This is a genomic window from Hyphomonas adhaerens MHS-3 (genome assembly GCF_000685235.1).
GTDB classification, from domain to species: domain Bacteria; phylum Pseudomonadota; class Alphaproteobacteria; order Caulobacterales; family Hyphomonadaceae; genus Hyphomonas; species Hyphomonas adhaerens.
In genome coordinates this window covers 2,491,753-2,506,576 of the sequence record NZ_ARYH01000001.1, presented here as the reverse complement: position 1 = coordinate 2,506,576, position 14,824 = coordinate 2,491,753, and the positions used below count along the sequence as shown (strand labels likewise).

Here is a 14,824-nt window from a genome sequence, read left to right as displayed (position 1 = left end):
AAACTTTGCCTTGCCCATCGGGCCTCTCCTTGAATTCGTGTTCTGTCCGGCCCGCCGGACGGGATACCAAATCAGGCCTGCGGCCTGTTAAACGGGCCTCATACCCATGTGTGGCGCGGGATTCAAGCGCACATTTGCGTTCGGCTGCACCTGCCCGGGCCACATCTTGCGCCCAGCGGCGAACCATGGGTAATCCGTGAGTTCCAGTCACGGAAAGGACCCGCAACATGCGTGCTGATCTAGGTTCCCTCGCCGCATCCCTCAAGGCCGCCCCGCTGAAAGACCTTGCTACGGCCCGGGCCGGTCAGGCTTCCCTGTCTGCGGCTGGCTGGACGGCGGACCTTTCCCGCCAATATCTGGACGCCGAGTCAGACGCGGCCCTGCTCGCGCATGGCGCGAAAGCCGGACTGGAAGATGCGGCCGCAAGCCTCTTCAACGGGGACATTGTAAACCCGTCGGAAAATCGCCCGGCGCTGCACTGGGCACTACGCGCACAAGCCCCGCTCTCCGGGGAGGCGGAAAAGGTGCGCCAGAGCGTCCTGCCCGCCCTTGAGTTCGCCCGCCGCGTGCAGGAAGGCGACATCAGGACAGTTGGTGGAGCGTCCTACAAGGCCGTCCTTCACATCGGCATCGGCGGATCCGACTTCGGCCCCCGCCTGATTGCCGACGCCTTTGCCGACCTTGCCGCCCCCGGCATCGAGTTGCGCTTCTGCGCCAATGTCGATCCGTGGGACCTTGAGCACGCCCTGACCGGGCTCGATCCGGCCAGCACGCTCGTCGTCGGCGTCTCCAAATCCTTCGGAACGGAAGAAACGCTCTACAATCTCGGGCGCGCCCGCAAATGGATGGAAGCGTCCCTCGGGGCGGAGGCCAGCCGCCAAATTGCGCTTGTTACCGCCAATCCGGACCGCGCGAAGGCCTGGCTCGGCGGCAATGACGGCTATCTTTTCGACATGCCGCTGCCGGTTGGCGGACGGTTTTCGCTCTGGTCCGCCGCATCTCTCGCCTGCATGATCTACCTCAAGGCCGGGACATTCGAGGCGATCCTCAAGGGCGCCGCGGAAATGGATGCGCATACCCGCTCTGCCCCGCTTGCCGAAAACCTGCCGATGCGCCTCGCCCTGCTCGACTTCTGGAACGCGTCCTTCCTTGAGCGCAGCATGCGGGTCGTACTCGCCTATTCTCACCGCCTGCGCATGCTGCCGACCTATCTGCAGCAGCTTGAAATGGAGTCGAATGGCAAGTCGGTCGGTCCGGGCGGCGTGCCCTCACCCTATTCCACGGCGCCGGCCCTCTGGGGCGGCGAGGGCTCTGTCGGCCAGCATTCCTATCACCAATGGCTGCACCAGGGCTCCCGCAGCGTTCCGTCCGAGTTCATCCTCGCCCCGGACTTTGACCGCGATCCGGAAGGCATCACGGCCCTCACGGCTCATGCGCTCGCCCAGGCCGAAGTTCTGGCCAATGGCCGGTCGCTGGAGGAAGTCAGGGCTGAGGAGCCGGACCTGTCCGATGCCGTTGCCAAACAGAAAGTCCACGCCGGCGGTCGCGCCTCCTCATTCCTGCACCACAAAGCCTTTGGCCCCGAAGCCTTTGGCAGCCTCGTCGCGCTTTATGAGCACCGGACTTATTTTGCCGGAAAGCTCTGGGGCCTGAACCCGTTCGACCAATGGGGCGTGGAGCGCGGCAAGACGATGGCGACCCGCCTGAAACCGGCCCTGTCCGGCGACGGCATGGCAGACGATCCAGTCACCGCCTCCCTGATCAAAGATCTCAGCTAGACGCATGCCCGCGGCTCGCATCCTTCAGGAAGTGTGCGCCGCGGAAACGCGCGAAGTCGCGCTGGATGAACTCGACCGTCCCCTCGCTGTCCGGCTGACCCGCCTGACGGAGGACCGGCCCGTCCGGATCGGCCAGCAGGTGACCGGCCGCCTGCACACGATTTCCCTCGGTCAGGGTGGCGGCTTCGTGAACCTCGATGACCACGGCGGCGAGGCCTTCCTGCGGCTGCAGGAGGGACACGGCCTGACAGAGGGACAGTCCCTCGACTTGCGGATTGCTGCGGAACCCCGGGAAGGCAGCAAACTGGCCCGGGTCGCACTGGCCGGGAAGGCGCCAGCATCCGGCGTGTCTGACCTATGGGACGCGCCGGAGGTGATGCAGGTCGATCCCGGTGACCCGACTGTCGCAATGGCCTTCGACATGGCCATTTCGGAGACCGTGAACCTCCCCGGCGGCGGTAACATCACCCTTGAGCGGACCCGCGCGCTTGTTGCGGTGGATGTCGATACGTCCGGCCGCACGGAAACAGGACGGGCCGCCACCCGCGCGCTCAAGGTCAATCTGGATGCCGCCGCCGAACTCGCCCGCCAGATACGTCTTAGGAACCTTGGCGGGATCATCGTGATGGACTGCGTCAGCCCGCTTAACCGCGAGGCTGGCAAACAGGTGCGGGACCGGTTCAATACCGTATTCCGGCAGATTTCCAGCCAGCGGGTCCGGGCGCTGCTGCCATCGGACCTCGGCCTTCTGGAAGCCTCCGTCGAATGGGCTGAGACGCCGATCGCCGAGCGCCTGCTGGACCCTTCCGGCGCAAAGTCTTCCCGGACCATATGTTTCGACGGGTTCCGGCTTCTGGAGCAGGAAGCGCGGGCGAGACGCATGGACAGGCTCTGTCTCGACCTGCCGAGGCCCGCCCTTGACTGGCTCAACCGGGATGGCCAGCTTCTGCGGCAAAGCCTTGCGCAAAAGTACGGCGACCGCTTCACTTACGACTCGACCGATCCGAAATCTCCTGTTGTTTTCACCGTCCCATGAGCCAGCCCGTGCCCCCCGAGAAACGCCAGCCCAAATGTGCCCAGTGCCGCAAGAACCCGGTTTCTGCGGAATACCGGCCATTCTGCTCCAAACGCTGCGCGGATGTGGACCTCGGCAAGTGGTTGAATGAGGGCTACGCCATTCCCGGCCCACCGGTCGAGGACGACGAAGACTCCCCCCGCCCGGGCGACGCCGGGGATATGTCAGCAGAAGACTGAAATCAGCATGGACAAGCCCGCAGGGCTCCGTTAGATAGCGCCCTTCCCCACGGCCCGCCCGGGTAGCTCAGGGGTAGAGCAGCGGATTGAAAATCCGCGTGTCGGTGGTTCGATTCCGCCCCCGGGCACCATTTTCCCAGATCAGATTGCTTATGCCGCCTCGTCCTGTCCTGGCGCCCGGTCCGCGGATGCGTCCAGCACACCAGGAGTGTCCCAGGCCCCTTCGGGGCGGATGATCACATAGGGGTCGGCTTCCATCGGCAAGGCGTCGGGGTGTTCCGGAACCAGGATCTCGATCTCACGGTATTCATAGTCGGAGAACCAGAACGGCCCGCGCCCGGGCAGAAGGCGGCACTTGAAGGTGCGCGACCAGACCGGCCAGAGCCGTGCCTGGATCTGGCCGAGCATCCGGCGATAGCCTTTGCGCGCGACCAGTTCGAACATTTCCGCCAGCAGCACACGCAGGCCCATCCGCCCCCGCTCTCGCGGCAGGAGGGCGATTCGTTCCAGCTTGGCGAAATCCGCGAACCAGCGCACCCGCAAGGTCCCGACCGGCTCGGCCCCATCGAACAGAAGGAAATGTGTGCCGCACAAATCATTCCCGTCATATTCCTCTTCATACGGACAGGCCTGTTCCGACATGAAAACCGCCGCCCGGATGGCTGCCGCCATCTGCAATTCATCCAGCGACCTGACCGGCCGGGCGCTGTAGCGGTCCCAGGTCTCGTCCGGCACAGGGCGGCGCAGCCCCTCCATCCCCACCACAGGCCGCTTCATCACGCCGCCTCCGACCCGGAAGAGAAACCCTCCTGAACCCAAAGATCTGGCAGGCCGCCTTCAAGCGGTGAAAACCCAAGCGACGCCATCGACCGCTTTCCGTCGTCGGTTGCGCCCCGGGCGAAGGTCGGGACGGCGGCAAACTGGTCCATGCGCATGACCGCAGCCGCCGTCATCACGGCCCGCCGGGCCTCCTTCGTCGCGCCGGCATAGACGCCGATATATACGCCGGCGACGTCCCGCCCCTGCCAGGCGAGATGGGCCGGGGCCGGATCTGCCGGGCAATAGGTTCCGTCCCGGACGGCCTGCTCCCCGGCGGGCGACAGAGGCAGGACGAGGAACACACCCTCAATCGGGTCACCCGTGACCCAGGCGGTCATGCCGGTGACCACATCCATGCGCATCACAGCATCTGGTGTTGCGATCTTCGCCCCCATCAGGGACTCTGCCAGCCTGATGCCTTCAGCGAGTTCTCCGATGCTCGCATGCCGGAACCCAAGTTCCCTGGCCCGTCGCTCCACCCGTACAATGTCTACGTGTATCGTAGACTCTTTACAATTTCTCGTTGCTTCCACGTCGACTCTCCACTACACGCTTAAATTGAGTTTTTCAGTTTTCGCGGGATGGGGCTTTAGCCGTGGGTGAAAGGGGGCGTTTCAGCCTTGCAAGGGGACGCGATGCAAGCTGAGCTGTTTGACTGGGACAAGATCCGGGTGTTCCGGACCGTTGCACAATTGGGCAGTATGAGCGCCGCCGCAGCCCGCCTGTGCGGCTCCGTACCAACGGTCAGCCGCCGAATGTCGGACCTCGAGGCAGACCTCAACACACAGCTCTTCCATCGCTCCACGCGGGGGATAGAGCTGACCGAGGCCGGGCATGTCCTGCTACGGCATGCCAACGTCATGGCCGATGTCATGGAGGCCGTGCAGATTGATGTGGCCGACCAGAAAGGCACGGCCACAGGCATTGTTCGGCTGGATGCGGATGAAGCCCTGCTGGCCTGGTGGATCGCGCCGCAGATTGCTGCTTTCCTGACAGGCAATCCGGGCATCGACCTCCGCGCCAGCGCGTGGACGCCGCCAACGCCGGACATCGCTAGCATTTCAGACGTGTTCCTGACCCTTGAGCGCCCCGTTCAGTCAGACCTGATCACCCGCCGTCTCGGCAAGGTGCACTATGCCGTCTACGCCGTGCCCACGCACCCTGTCTCCGCGAGCAGGCCGGCAAGGCTCGCATCCATCGACTCGGCCCGGTGCGTGTTTCCACGTCAGTTGGCGGACCTGATTTCCGGGACACTGCCGGCCGCGGATTCCCTGCGCCAGTTTTGCGAACGGTCACCCATATCGAACAGCCTGTCGGCTGCACTCGCAGAATGCCGCAGCGGCGCAGCGCTTTGCGCCCTGCCGACATTTGTGGAAGCCGCCCATCCTGACATCCTGCGCATCTGCCCGCTTCCGGCTGTCCGGGCTGATATCTGGATGTCGTTCCCGGAACGCGCGCGCCGGCAGGACCGGTGTGTGACCGTACTGGACTGGCTACGTGGCCTGCTCGACGCCGAGGACCATCATTGTTTCCGGCAAAACCCCGCACAGGCTTTACAGACAGAGCCCGAAACGCGCCTCTGCCGTCAGGCCTGAGAGGGCGGGCGGCAGATCAGGCGGCCACGAAGCCCTGCAGTTCGGCGGCGCTATGGCGCGCCTGCTCCGGGCTGCCGAACAGCTGCCTGTTCACGCCGATGCGCTTGAACCAGTAATGCAGGCCCAGAAGATCGGTGAAGCCCATGCCGCCATGCACTTCCGTTGACGTCTTGGCGACGAAGGTGCCGACCTCGGCGAGGTGCGCCTTGGCAAGGTTCGCCATAACAGCCGCCTCCGGATCGCCGGTATCCATGGCATAAGCCGCATGCCAGACGAGCGCACGGGCCGGTTCCAGCTTCGCCGTCATTTCCGCACACAGATGCTTCACCGCCTGGAACGAGCCGATGACCCGTCCGAACTGTTTGCGTTCCTTGGCGTACTCGACCGCCTTGTCCAGCATGGCCTGCGCCGCGCCGAGCGTATCCGCAGCAATCAGGAGGCGAGCCGCTTCCAGCGCGCCGTCCGCCTGCGCCATGGACGCCTCACACTTCGCATGATCGAAACCGAGCTCCTGGAAAGTCCTCGTGCGGTCAATCGTCCGCATGGCCGTTGCCGACCAGGTATCGACGACATGGAGACCGCCGTCCGTATCGGCTGTCAGGACATGGGTCGCACTATCCGGCACCATGGCCAGCAATGTCTTGCCGGACACATGCCCATCCTTCAGCGTCAGACCAGCAAGGTCCCGCCGGGAGGACAGTTCTGTCAGCGACAGGCCGAAAACCATGTCGCCCGTCGCAACCCCTTCGGCATAAGCCTCTCCCGCATTCGGGAGCACGTGTGCCGCCACGGTCGCCGCCAGGAACCCGGATGGCGTCACCGCATACCCCAGCGCTTCCTGAACAAGGCAGGCCTCCAACAGGCCGAGCCCTGACCCACCGGCCGCTTCGGGAACATGCAGCCCCATGATGCCCATTTCCGACAGGCCCGCCGCCAGCGTGGCCTTTGCGTCGGCATCGCCGTCCGCAATCTTGCGGATTGTATCCAGCGACGCGTTGTCCTTCAGGAATCCGCTGATCGAATCCTGCAGCATGCGCTGGTCTTCTGAGAGTGCGAATTCCATGACTTAAACCTTCGCCGGCTTGGGTTCGCGCGGCATGCCGAGGCCGCGTTCGGAAATGATATTCTTCTGGATCTGTGCCGTACCGCCGCCAATGATCAGGCCGAGGTCATACATGTAGCGCCACTGCCACGACCCATCCGCCCTCAGATGGTCTCCGTCACCATAGAGAATGCCGAGTTCACCCAGGGCATCAATGGCGAGACCGGCAATCTGGTGGTTCAGTTCGCACCCTTGCAGCTTCACGATCAGGCCGGCGAGCCCTGCGCTCTCCTGCTTCAGGCGCGCCGTCGTCACGCGCAAGCCGTTGGCCTGCATCGCATAGACTTCGCCCTGCAACTTCACCAACCGGTCCCGCAACAGAGGATTGTCGATCAGGCGCTCGCCGTTCATCGTCTCTTTTTTCATCAGCTCGACGAGTTCCAGGAACCGCGCCTTCGTGGCGTTCGGGTCTCCCAGCATGCCGCGCTCATGGGTCAGCGTGGCATTCGCCACCTGCCAGCCCTTGTTCTTCTCGAACACGATGCCGCTTTGCGGCACGCGGACATCGGTAAAGAACACTTCATTGAAGTTCGCGTTCTCGGTCATGTCGACCAGCGGACGCACCTCAATGCCGGGCGTGTCCATCGGGAACAGGACATAAGAGATGCCGTGATGCTTTTTCGCGTCCGGATCCGTCCGCACAAGGCAGAAGATCATGTCGGCCTGTTTCGCGGTCGAGGTCCAGATCTTCTGGCCGTTGATGATGAAATCATCGCCGTCTTCCACGGCAGCTGTGCGCAGCGCCGCAAGGTCAGATCCTGCACCCGGCTCTGAATACCCCTGGCACCAGATCATCTCACCGTGCAGCGTTGGGCGGATATAGGCTTCCTTCTGCTCCGGTGTACCCAGCTCCAGAAGGGTCGGCACCAGCATGGAGATGCCCTGCCCGCCCATCGGCCGCGCAATGCCCGTGCGGGCGAACTCTTCCGCGATAATGCGGGATTTCAGCAAGTCAGGTTCGGCGCCATACCCGCCATATTCCTTCGGGATCGTCCGGGCGGTCAGCCCTTTCTCAATCAGGAATTTCTGCCAGGCGAGACGTTTGGGGTTTTTCATCCCCCTGTCTTCCGGGCCGGGGGCCAGATGGGCATTTTCCGTCAGGATGCGGTTCACGTCCTGGCGGAAGGCTTCGTATTCGGGGCTCAGACTCAGTTCCATGAATTCATGCTGAAGGGGCTTACCCAAGGTTCGCCAAGAGGAAAAATTCTTTCGCATCCGCACAATAGACACTCCGCCGTCAGGCCTTGCGTGGACGCAGCGTCAACAGGCTTACCTCGCCATCGATAAATCAACACGCGCACCAGGGAGCGAAACCAAATGGCAGTCGAATATGAGAAAAAGGGCCACGTCGCCATCATCACGATGAACCGTCCGGAAGCCCGCAACGCCATCAATGGCGAGATGGCCCAGACGATGGAAGCCGCCCTCGACCAGATGGAATCCGACCCGGAAGTCTGGGTGGGCATCCTCACGGCCGTTGGCAAGGCCTTCTGCGCCGGGGCTGACCTGAAAGAAATCTCGGCTGGCAATGGAGCCGCCCTTTCCACCAAGAAAGGCGGGTTTGCAGGCATCGCAAAGCGCGAGCGCACCAAGCCACTGATCGCCGCGATCACCGGCTCGGCCCTCGCAGGTGGCACGGAAGTCGCCCTCTCCTGCGATATGATCGTCTGCGCGGACAACACGAATTTCGGCCTGCCGGAAGTGAAGCGCTCGCTCGTCGCAGCGGCCGGCGGCCTGTTCCGCCTGCCCCGCGTGATTGGCAAGGCCATGGCGATGGAAGTCATTCTGACCGGCGATCCGATGCCGGCCCAGCGCGCCTATGAACTTGGCATGGTCAACAAGGTCGCCCCCGAAGCCGAGGTGATGGCCGAAGCTGAAAAGCTCGCCGCCCGCATCACCGCCAACGCGCCGCTCGCCGTCGCCGCCAGCCGTACCGTCGTCATCGACGCCACGTCCAAGACCGATGACGAACTCTGGAAAGACAGCGGCAAGGCCTTCGCCAGCATCGTCGGCACCGAAGACTTCAAGGAAGGCCCGAAAGCCTTCATCGAGAAGCGCGCCCCCGTCTGGAAGGGCAAGTAATTCGGACTATTCCGCGGCGCGGCGTGCAAGCCAATCCAGCACGCCGCGTCCGGCCGCCCGGCCAGTCGCCATGCAGGCCGTGATCAGATAGCCGCCCGTCGGCGCATCCCACGCGACCATCTCGCCCGCGCAGAAATGCCCGGGCTTTTCTTTCAGCATCAACTGATCGTCCAGCGCGGCCCATGCGACGCCGCCTGCTGTGGAGATTGCCTCGTCCAGCGGCACAGTACCCGTCAGCTTCAACGGCAGCGCCTTGATAGCCTGCGCCGCTTGCGCCGGATCGTTCAGCGCGGCGCGGTCCGCACACTCATACAGCAACGCCGCCTTCACGCCGGTCAGCTTCAGCGCCTTGCGAAGCCGGTTAGACAGGGACTGTTTCGAAGGCGCTGCTTCCAGCCGCCGCGCGACTTCCGCCGCGTCCAAGTCAGGCAACAGGTCCAGCCACAGCGTCGCGCTGCCCGCCGCATCGATTTCATCGCGAAGTTTAGCGGACAGCGTATAGACGCTGCCGCTCTCCACGCCCCGCGCCGTTATGGCAAATTCCTCTCGCGTCGCCTGCCCGTCTGCTGACAGGCCCACGCCTTTCACCGGCGCACCGGCAAACTGGTCCCGCATCCGCGCCGACCAGTCCACGGTGAACCCGCAATTGGAAGGCCGGAACGGATCGACCGCGATTCCCGCTTGCCGGAACATGTTGGCCCATGCGCCATCCGACCCCAGCCGCCGCCAGCTGCCACCGCCGAGCGCAAAGACGGTTGCGGCGGGCGTGACGGTCACGTCCCCCTCCGGCGCGTCGAATGCAAGTGCACCGCCCGGTGCCCAGCCGGTCCAGCGATGTTTCAGGTGAAGCCGGACGCCCCTGTCTGCCAGTCTGCGAAGCCAGGCGCGGAGCAGCGGGGAGGCCTTCATCGATTCCGGAAAAATCCGGCCGGTCGGGCCGACATGGGCCGGCATGCCGAGGCCTTCCATCCAGGCGGTCACCTCATCCGGTCCGAAAGCTCCGACATGGTCATGGAATGGTCCGCTATGATCATGGTAGCGCATGAGAAAGTCATGCGTAGATCCGATATGGGAGATGTTCAGTCCGCTTTTTCCGGCCATCAGGAACTTGCGCCCGGCGCTCGGCATCGCCTCGTAGACGTCGACGCCAACACCCGCCTCAGACAGCACATCCGCAGCCATCAGGCCTGCCGGACCGGAGCCTATGACAGCGACGCGATCAGTCTTCACGGAGAACCCGCGCCTTGCCCCGGCCGAGCGCCAACGCCTTGATCGCGCCCCGGAATGTCTGCACTTCCTGCCGCGTCCAGTCCGCCCTTATCAACGCGGCGCGGAGGTTGTCTTTCATCAGCGGCGTCTTCTCCGGCGGGAAGAAATATCCCGCTCTTTCAAGCTCTTCCTCGAAATGCTCGAACATGCGGTAGAGTTCGTCACGCGGGGCGAGGTCGCCGAGACCGGCTTTGTTATCCCCCTCGTCGGCGCGCGGTCCGATGGCCAGCTTGCCCCATTCGGCGCAAAACACGCACACCGCCTGGGCAAGGTTCAGGCTCTTGAAATCGGTGTCGACCGGATAGGTCATCAGGAAATCGGCCACAGCAACTGCATCATTTGGCAGGCCGGACTTCTCTGCCCCGAACATGATCGCCGATTTGCCAGTGCCGAGCCGCTCATGCGCCACCTGCGCCGCGCCCTGGGCATCGCCCACCCGCTTCTCGATCCCCCGCAGCCGCGCCGTCGCCGCAGCAAGCCATGTGATGCCTTCCAGCGCATCCTGTAGTGTCTGGTGCACAGTCACGGTCACACCCGCGTCGAAAGCGCCCGCTGACATCGTGTCCGCCGCAGGATTTGGCCACCCATCGCGCGGCGCCACGAGCCGCAGATCCGTCAGACCAAAGTTGCGCATGACACGCGCGGCCGCGCCGATATTTTCGCCCAGTTGGGGCGAGTGGAGAATGATGGCCGGGCTGCGGTGATCTGCCATGTCGTAACCTGTTTTGACGCCTGCCCGGGCTCTGCTATAGGCCTGCCAGACAATTACAAGCGCAAGGACTTCCAAATATGGCGAAAATCAAGGTCAAGAACCCGATCGTCGAGATGGACGGGGACGAAATGACCCGCATCATCTGGCAGCTTATCAAAGACAAGCTGATCCACCCCTACCTGGACGTCGACCTGAAGTATTACGACCTGTCGATCCAGAAGCGCGACGAAACCGACGACCAGATCACCGTCGACGCCGCCAACGCTACCAAGGAATATGGCGTGGCTGTGAAGTGCGCAACGATCACGCCGGACGAAGCCCGCGTGGAAGAGTTCGGCCTGAAGAAGATGTGGCGCTCGCCGAACGGCACGATCCGTAACATCCTCGGCGGCGTCGTGTTCCGCGAGCCGATCGTGATCTCGAACATCCCGCGTCTGGTGCCGGGCTGGACCCGTCCGGTCGTCGTCGGCCGTCACGCATTTGGCGACCAGTACAAGGCCACCGACTTCCTCGTGCCGGGCAAAGGCAAGCTGACCATGAAGTGGGAAGCCGCCGACGGGTCCGACTCCAAGGAATTCGAAGTGTTCGACTTCCCCAGCGCCGGTATCGCCATGGGCATGTACAACCTCGACGAGTCGATCCGCGACTTCGCCCGCGCCAGCATGAACTATGGCCTGCAACGCAAGTGGCCGGTCTACCTGTCGACCAAGAACACGATCCTGAAAGCCTATGACGGCCGCTTCAAGGACATCTTCCAGGAAGTCTTCGACACCGAGTTTGCTGACAAGTTCGCCGAGTTCGGCGGCACCTATGAGCACCGCCTGATCGACGACATGGTTGCAGCCTGCATGAAGTGGTCCGGCGGCTATGTCTGGGCCTGCAAGAACTATGACGGCGACGTCCAGTCCGACACGGTTGCCCAGGGTTACGGCTCGCTGGGCCTGATGACGTCGGTCCTGATGAGCCCGGATGGCAACACGGTCGAAGCCGAAGCCGCCCACGGCACAGTCACCCGCCACTACCGCAACCACCAGAAAGGCGAAGCGACCTCGACCAACTCGATCGCCTCGATCTACGCCTGGACCCAAGGTCTCGACCATCGCGGCCGGATGGACGGTACGCCGGAAGTGCGGGAATTTGCGCAAACGCTGGAGAAGACCATCGTCGAGACGGTCGAAGCCGGCTTCATGACGAAAGACCTCGCCCTCCTCGTGGGGCCGGATCAGGGATACCTGACCACCGAAGGCTTCATCGAGAAAGTTGCCGAGAACTTCGAAAAGGCGATGTCGAAGGCCTGATCCTTCCGACACACCGGATAAAGGAAAACCCCGCAGCAGGCGCTGCGGGGTTTTTCATTGGGAGTCAGGGAACGTTGGAGACGTCGGACGTCACGGCCGCGTTCTCCGCCGCAGCTTCTGGCGACCTGTCGCCCCGCAGGACGAACCAGACCACGCCGACCAGAACGGCCATCGGGATCAGCCAGAAAAGCCACACAGGGCGCGCTGGCGCACGTTCGGGCAGGTCTGGCTTCGGATCGCCGGGGTCAGTCATTCAGTTGCCTTGTCTGTTTGGTCAAACGCCGTTCTACCCGAGAGCGTCTCCAATGGCGCTGCCAAGTCAAGCGTTCTTGTGGTTCAGGCCTCGCCCAGAAGCCGGCGGACATGGTCCTCCAGGTCCAGCTGGCGCAGCCGCTTCAGGCGCTCCACCAGAAGGATCCGGCGAAGGCGCTGGTAGGCCACTTCGAGATCTTCATTGACAATGACATAGTCATACCGCCGCCAGTGCATGATCTCGCGCTTGGCATCTTCCATGCGCCGGTCGACAAGTTCCGGTGTCGAGCCGGGCCGGGCCGCCAGACGCTGTTCCAGCGCGCTGATGCTGGGCGGCAGGATGAACACCGAGACCACATCGTTCGGCATCTGGTCGTGCAGTGCATCGGCGCCCTGCCAGTCCACATCGAACAAGACGTCTTCTCCGGCGTCCAGCCGCGCGACCGTGTCAGCCTTCGGCGTACCGTAAAACCTGTCGAACACATGCGCCCATTCGAGGAACTCGCGCCGCTCGATCATGTCGTGGAACTCTTCCACGGTGCGGAAGAAATAGTCTTTTCCGTCCTCTTCGCCCGGGCGCGGCTTACGGGTCGTGGCCGAGACGGACAATTTCACATCGTGGAACTCGTCGATCAGCTTGCGGGCAAGCGTTGTCTTGCCAGCGCCTGACGGGCTGGACAGGACCAGCATGAGGCCGCGGCGCGTGCCGCTGTCTTTGGGGTGTCCGCTATTCGACATTGGCGGCCTGCTCCTTGAACTGGTCAATAAGCCCTTTGAGACCGAGTCCCGCATTCGTCAAATCGAGGCTGACGGATTTCGAGCAGAGCGTGTTGGCTTCGCGGTTCAGCTCCTGAGCCAGGAAATCCAGTTTCCGGCCGACCGGAGAGCCACCCGCAAGCAGCTCATGCGCCGAAACGAAATGGGCCGTCAGGCGGTCCAGCTCTTCACGCACATCCGCCTTGGCGGCGCTGAGGGCAATTTCAGCAGCCGCGCGATCCTTGTCGACGCGGCCGCCCGGATCGAGTTCGTCGAGCTGCTTGGTCAGGCGCTCCTGAAGTAGCGCAGGCTGGGTGTCCGCCAGCTTCCCGGCCTTCTCCCGCAACTCCTCCATGCCGGCGACCAGGCCCTCCAGCAAATCGGCGAGCATACCGCCTTCGCGCCGCCGCTCGGCTTGCAGGGCCTGCAGGGCCTCCTCTCCGGCCTTGGCGAGGGGGGTAATTACGGCCTCATCGCTGCCCAAGTCTCGCAGGTTCCCCGCACCAGGCTCCACGACGCCCTTCACATTCATCAGGCTGGCGAACACTTCACCGGACAGGGCTGCGCCCGTCCGTTTCTCGACTGCTGCCGCAAGCGTATCCAGCAGCGTGGTGTTCACAGTTGCCGTATCGGCGCCGCTGGAGAGGTCGATGCGGAGGGCGACCTGAAGCGATCCGCGCTGGAAATATTTCGGCGCAGCAGACTTGATCACGCGCTCAAGCGCTTCAAAGCCCGGTGGATAGTTTACCCGCACGTCCAGGCCGCGGCCATTGACGCTTTTCGCTTCCCAGGCCCAGCTGCCCCACTCAGCCTCACCCGAAACGCGGGCAAAGCCGGTCATCCCCGATAACACACTCATTCCGGCGCCCGCTCCTTTGCGATTTCTTTTCGCTCATAGGCGCGATAGGCGGCCACATTGCGATTGTGTTCCGCCAGCGTCTTGGCGAACAGATGACCGCCTTTTCCGTCGGCAACGAAGAAAATATATTCTGTATGCGGTGGGTTCAGCACAGCCTCGATGGCGCCGCGTCCCGGGTTGCAGATCGGCGTCTTCGGCAGACCGTCGATCTGGTAGGTATTCCAGTCGGTCTTTCTGTCGATCTCGGACCGGCGCAATGTGCGCCGCTGGCCCCGGGCATTATAAAGCGGCTCGCCGCGGGAGACGCCGTAAATGATCGTCGGGTCGCTTTCCAGCCGCATGCCCCGGTTCAGGCGGGTGGTGAACAGTGCGGCAATTTCAGGCTGCTCATCCACACGGCCGGTTTCCTTCTCGACCACGGAGGCCAGGATGACCGCCTCGTAGGGCGTTTTGAGCGGGATATCCGGATCCCGTTCCGGCCACAGGTCTTCCAGCAATTCTGTCTGCTTGTCCTGCATCAGCTTGACCATGTCGGCGCGGGTCATGCCGCGATCGAACAGGTACGTATCCGGAAGGAGCGACCCTTCCGGAATGTCCTCTTCCGGCATGTCTCCGACGAGGACCGGGTCCGCCTCAATCACTTTCAGGAGCTGCGCGGTTGTGCGGCCTTCCGGCAAGGTAATCTTGTAGAGGACGCCTTTGCCTTCGATCAGCGTATGCAGCACTTCCACCATGCTGGCGCCGCGCTCGATCTTGAATTCGCCCGTTTTGATATCGGTTTCGGTGTTCTCAAGCTTTGCTTTGAGGCGGATCAATTTGGCATCGCGAATGATGCCTTCCTGTTCCAGGCGCACCGCAACGCTGGAGAGGCCTTCGCCCGGCTCAACATGGAACACGACATCTTCCGTCAGCGGCCCATCCCGGTTCAACGCATCCTGCATCCAGACCCAGCCAACACCGGCTGCAGCCCCGCCAATGACGAGGACCAGGACGATGAGCGACAGCAGGCCCTTCAGGAATTTCATGCGCAGCCTCAATCAGCGGGTTT

Annotated in this window: 16 protein-coding genes and 1 tRNA gene; 7 read left to right on the top strand and 10 right to left on the bottom strand. The window is 63.3% G+C overall.

Features of this window, described 5'->3' with window-relative positions; genetic code table 11:
- Positions 1-227 precede the first annotated feature (227 nt).
- The 4 genes from HAD_RS12140 to HAD_RS12125 all read left to right on the top strand — a co-directional run bounded on the left by HAD_RS12140 (position 228) and on the right by HAD_RS12125 (position 3,163).
- Positions 228-1,778 (top strand): glucose-6-phosphate isomerase, encoded by a 1,551-nt coding sequence (locus tag HAD_RS12140; protein ID WP_035571307.1) that lies wholly within the window; start codon positions 228-230, stop codon positions 1,776-1,778.
- Between the two features lie 4 nt (positions 1,779-1,782).
- Entirely contained in the window at positions 1,783-2,814 is a 1,032-nt protein-coding gene (locus HAD_RS12135) for a ribonuclease E/G (protein WP_035571306.1), read from the top strand.
- Positions 2,811-3,032, top strand: coding sequence for a DNA gyrase inhibitor YacG (locus HAD_RS12130; RefSeq protein WP_051596191.1), 222 nt, complete (start codon positions 2,811-2,813; stop codon positions 3,030-3,032). Before HAD_RS12135 ends, HAD_RS12130 begins: the two co-directional genes overlap by 4 nt.
- A 56-nt stretch (positions 3,033-3,088) precedes the next feature.
- A tRNA-Phe gene (locus HAD_RS12125) sits at positions 3,089-3,163 on the top strand.
- A 19-nt stretch (positions 3,164-3,182) separates the two neighbouring features.
- Here the strand turns inward: HAD_RS12125 and HAD_RS12120 are convergent.
- On the bottom strand, positions 3,183-3,809 hold the full coding sequence (locus HAD_RS12120; protein ID WP_051596190.1) for a GNAT family N-acetyltransferase: 627 nt from the start codon (positions 3,807-3,809) through the stop codon (positions 3,183-3,185).
- The gene (locus HAD_RS12115; protein ID WP_035571302.1) at positions 3,809-4,246 is read right to left on the bottom strand and encodes a hypothetical protein; all 438 of its coding nucleotides are present in this window, start codon (positions 4,244-4,246) and stop codon (positions 3,809-3,811) included. The genes HAD_RS12120 and HAD_RS12115 overlap by 1 nt, the downstream gene beginning before the upstream one ends.
- A 240-nt stretch (positions 4,247-4,486) precedes the next feature.
- On the opposite strand from HAD_RS12115, the gene HAD_RS12110 reads away from it, so the two are divergent.
- The gene (locus HAD_RS12110; RefSeq protein ID WP_035571300.1) at positions 4,487-5,446 is read left to right on the top strand and encodes a LysR family transcriptional regulator; all 960 of its coding nucleotides are present in this window, start codon (positions 4,487-4,489) and stop codon (positions 5,444-5,446) included.
- A gap of 16 nt (positions 5,447-5,462) precedes the next feature.
- Here the strand turns inward: HAD_RS12110 and HAD_RS12105 are convergent, their stop codons facing one another.
- Both HAD_RS12105 and HAD_RS12100 read right to left on the bottom strand, forming a co-directional pair.
- Positions 5,463-6,509: an acyl-CoA dehydrogenase family protein gene (locus tag HAD_RS12105; protein ID WP_035571298.1), complete on the bottom strand. Its 1,047-nt coding sequence runs from the start codon at positions 6,507-6,509 to the stop codon at positions 5,463-5,465.
- Between the two features lie 3 nt (positions 6,510-6,512).
- Positions 6,513-7,706: an acyl-CoA dehydrogenase family protein gene (locus HAD_RS12100; protein WP_035571297.1), complete on the bottom strand. Its 1,194-nt coding sequence runs from the start codon at positions 7,704-7,706 to the stop codon at positions 6,513-6,515.
- Between the two features lie 159 nt (positions 7,707-7,865).
- Here HAD_RS12100 and HAD_RS12095 point away from each other — a divergent pair, with 159 nt between their 5' ends.
- A complete protein-coding gene (locus HAD_RS12095; RefSeq protein WP_035571295.1) occupies positions 7,866-8,630 on the top strand; it encodes a crotonase/enoyl-CoA hydratase family protein in 765 nt (254 codons plus the stop codon).
- 6 nt (positions 8,631-8,636) lie between these two features.
- Here HAD_RS12095 and HAD_RS12090 read toward each other — a convergent pair whose 3' ends face one another.
- Together HAD_RS12090 and HAD_RS12085 are read right to left on the bottom strand one after the other, a co-directional pair.
- Positions 8,637-9,860, bottom strand: a complete 1,224-nt coding sequence (locus tag HAD_RS12090; RefSeq protein WP_035571294.1) for a TIGR03862 family flavoprotein — start codon at positions 9,858-9,860, stop codon at positions 8,637-8,639.
- Positions 9,850-10,611 carry an RNA methyltransferase gene (locus HAD_RS12085; protein WP_035571292.1) on the bottom strand — a complete coding sequence of 254 codons (762 nt, stop codon included), beginning with the start codon at positions 10,609-10,611 and terminating at the stop codon, positions 9,850-9,852. Before HAD_RS12085 ends, HAD_RS12090 begins: the two co-directional genes overlap by 11 nt.
- Positions 10,612-10,688: 77 nt before the next feature.
- Here HAD_RS12085 and HAD_RS12080 point away from each other — a divergent pair, with 77 nt between their 5' ends.
- A complete protein-coding gene (locus tag HAD_RS12080; RefSeq protein WP_035571291.1) occupies positions 10,689-11,909 on the top strand; it encodes an NADP-dependent isocitrate dehydrogenase in 1,221 nt (406 codons plus the stop codon).
- 64 nt (positions 11,910-11,973) lie between these two features.
- On the opposite strand, the gene HAD_RS12075 is transcribed toward HAD_RS12080, so the two are convergent.
- The 4 genes from HAD_RS12075 to mltG form a co-directional block, all read right to left on the bottom strand.
- Positions 11,974-12,162, bottom strand: coding sequence for a hypothetical protein (locus tag HAD_RS12075; protein WP_035571289.1), 189 nt, complete (start codon positions 12,160-12,162; stop codon positions 11,974-11,976).
- A gap of 83 nt (positions 12,163-12,245) precedes the next feature.
- Complete coding sequence (gene gmk, locus HAD_RS12070) at positions 12,246-12,899, bottom strand: guanylate kinase (protein WP_035571287.1); 654 nt, start codon at positions 12,897-12,899, stop codon at positions 12,246-12,248.
- Positions 12,889-13,776 carry a YicC/YloC family endoribonuclease gene (locus tag HAD_RS12065; protein ID WP_035571285.1) on the bottom strand — a complete coding sequence of 296 codons (888 nt, stop codon included), beginning with the start codon at positions 13,774-13,776 and terminating at the stop codon, positions 12,889-12,891. The genes gmk and HAD_RS12065 overlap by 11 nt, the downstream gene beginning before the upstream one ends.
- Complete coding sequence (mltG, locus tag HAD_RS12060; protein ID WP_035571284.1) at positions 13,773-14,801, bottom strand: endolytic transglycosylase MltG; 1,029 nt, start codon at positions 14,799-14,801, stop codon at positions 13,773-13,775. The genes HAD_RS12065 and mltG overlap by 4 nt, the downstream gene beginning before the upstream one ends.
- Positions 14,802-14,824 lie beyond the last annotated feature (23 nt).

Coding starts and splice junctions, on each gene's coding strand:
- HAD_RS12140 (WP_035571307.1), top strand. CDS start 228: ATGCGTGCTGATCTAGGTTCCCTCGCCGCATCCCTCAAGGCCGCCCCG.
- HAD_RS12135 (WP_035571306.1), top strand. CDS start 1,783: ATGCCCGCGGCTCGCATCCTTCAGGAAGTGTGCGCCGCGGAAACGCGC.
- HAD_RS12130 (WP_051596191.1), top strand. CDS start 2,811: ATGAGCCAGCCCGTGCCCCCCGAGAAACGCCAGCCCAAATGTGCCCAG.
- HAD_RS12120 (WP_051596190.1), bottom strand. CDS start 3,809: ATGAAGCGGCCTGTGGTGGGGATGGAGGGGCTGCGCCGCCCTGTGCCG.
- HAD_RS12115 (WP_035571302.1), bottom strand. CDS start 4,246: ATGGGGGCGAAGATCGCAACACCAGATGCTGTGATGCGCATGGATGTG.
- HAD_RS12110 (WP_035571300.1), top strand. CDS start 4,487: ATGCAAGCTGAGCTGTTTGACTGGGACAAGATCCGGGTGTTCCGGACC.
- HAD_RS12105 (WP_035571298.1), bottom strand. CDS start 6,509: ATGGAATTCGCACTCTCAGAAGACCAGCGCATGCTGCAGGATTCGATC.
- HAD_RS12100 (WP_035571297.1), bottom strand. CDS start 7,706: ATGGAACTGAGTCTGAGCCCCGAATACGAAGCCTTCCGCCAGGACGTG.
- HAD_RS12095 (WP_035571295.1), top strand. CDS start 7,866: ATGGCAGTCGAATATGAGAAAAAGGGCCACGTCGCCATCATCACGATG.
- HAD_RS12085 (WP_035571292.1), bottom strand. CDS start 10,611: ATGGCAGATCACCGCAGCCCGGCCATCATTCTCCACTCGCCCCAACTG.
- HAD_RS12080 (WP_035571291.1), top strand. CDS start 10,689: ATGGCGAAAATCAAGGTCAAGAACCCGATCGTCGAGATGGACGGGGAC.
- HAD_RS12075 (WP_035571289.1), bottom strand. CDS start 12,162: ATGACTGACCCCGGCGATCCGAAGCCAGACCTGCCCGAACGTGCGCCA.
- gmk (WP_035571287.1), bottom strand. CDS start 12,899: ATGTCGAATAGCGGACACCCCAAAGACAGCGGCACGCGCCGCGGCCTC.
- HAD_RS12065 (WP_035571285.1), bottom strand. CDS start 13,776: ATGAGTGTGTTATCGGGGATGACCGGCTTTGCCCGCGTTTCGGGTGAG.
- mltG (WP_035571284.1), bottom strand. CDS start 14,801: ATGAAATTCCTGAAGGGCCTGCTGTCGCTCATCGTCCTGGTCCTCGTC.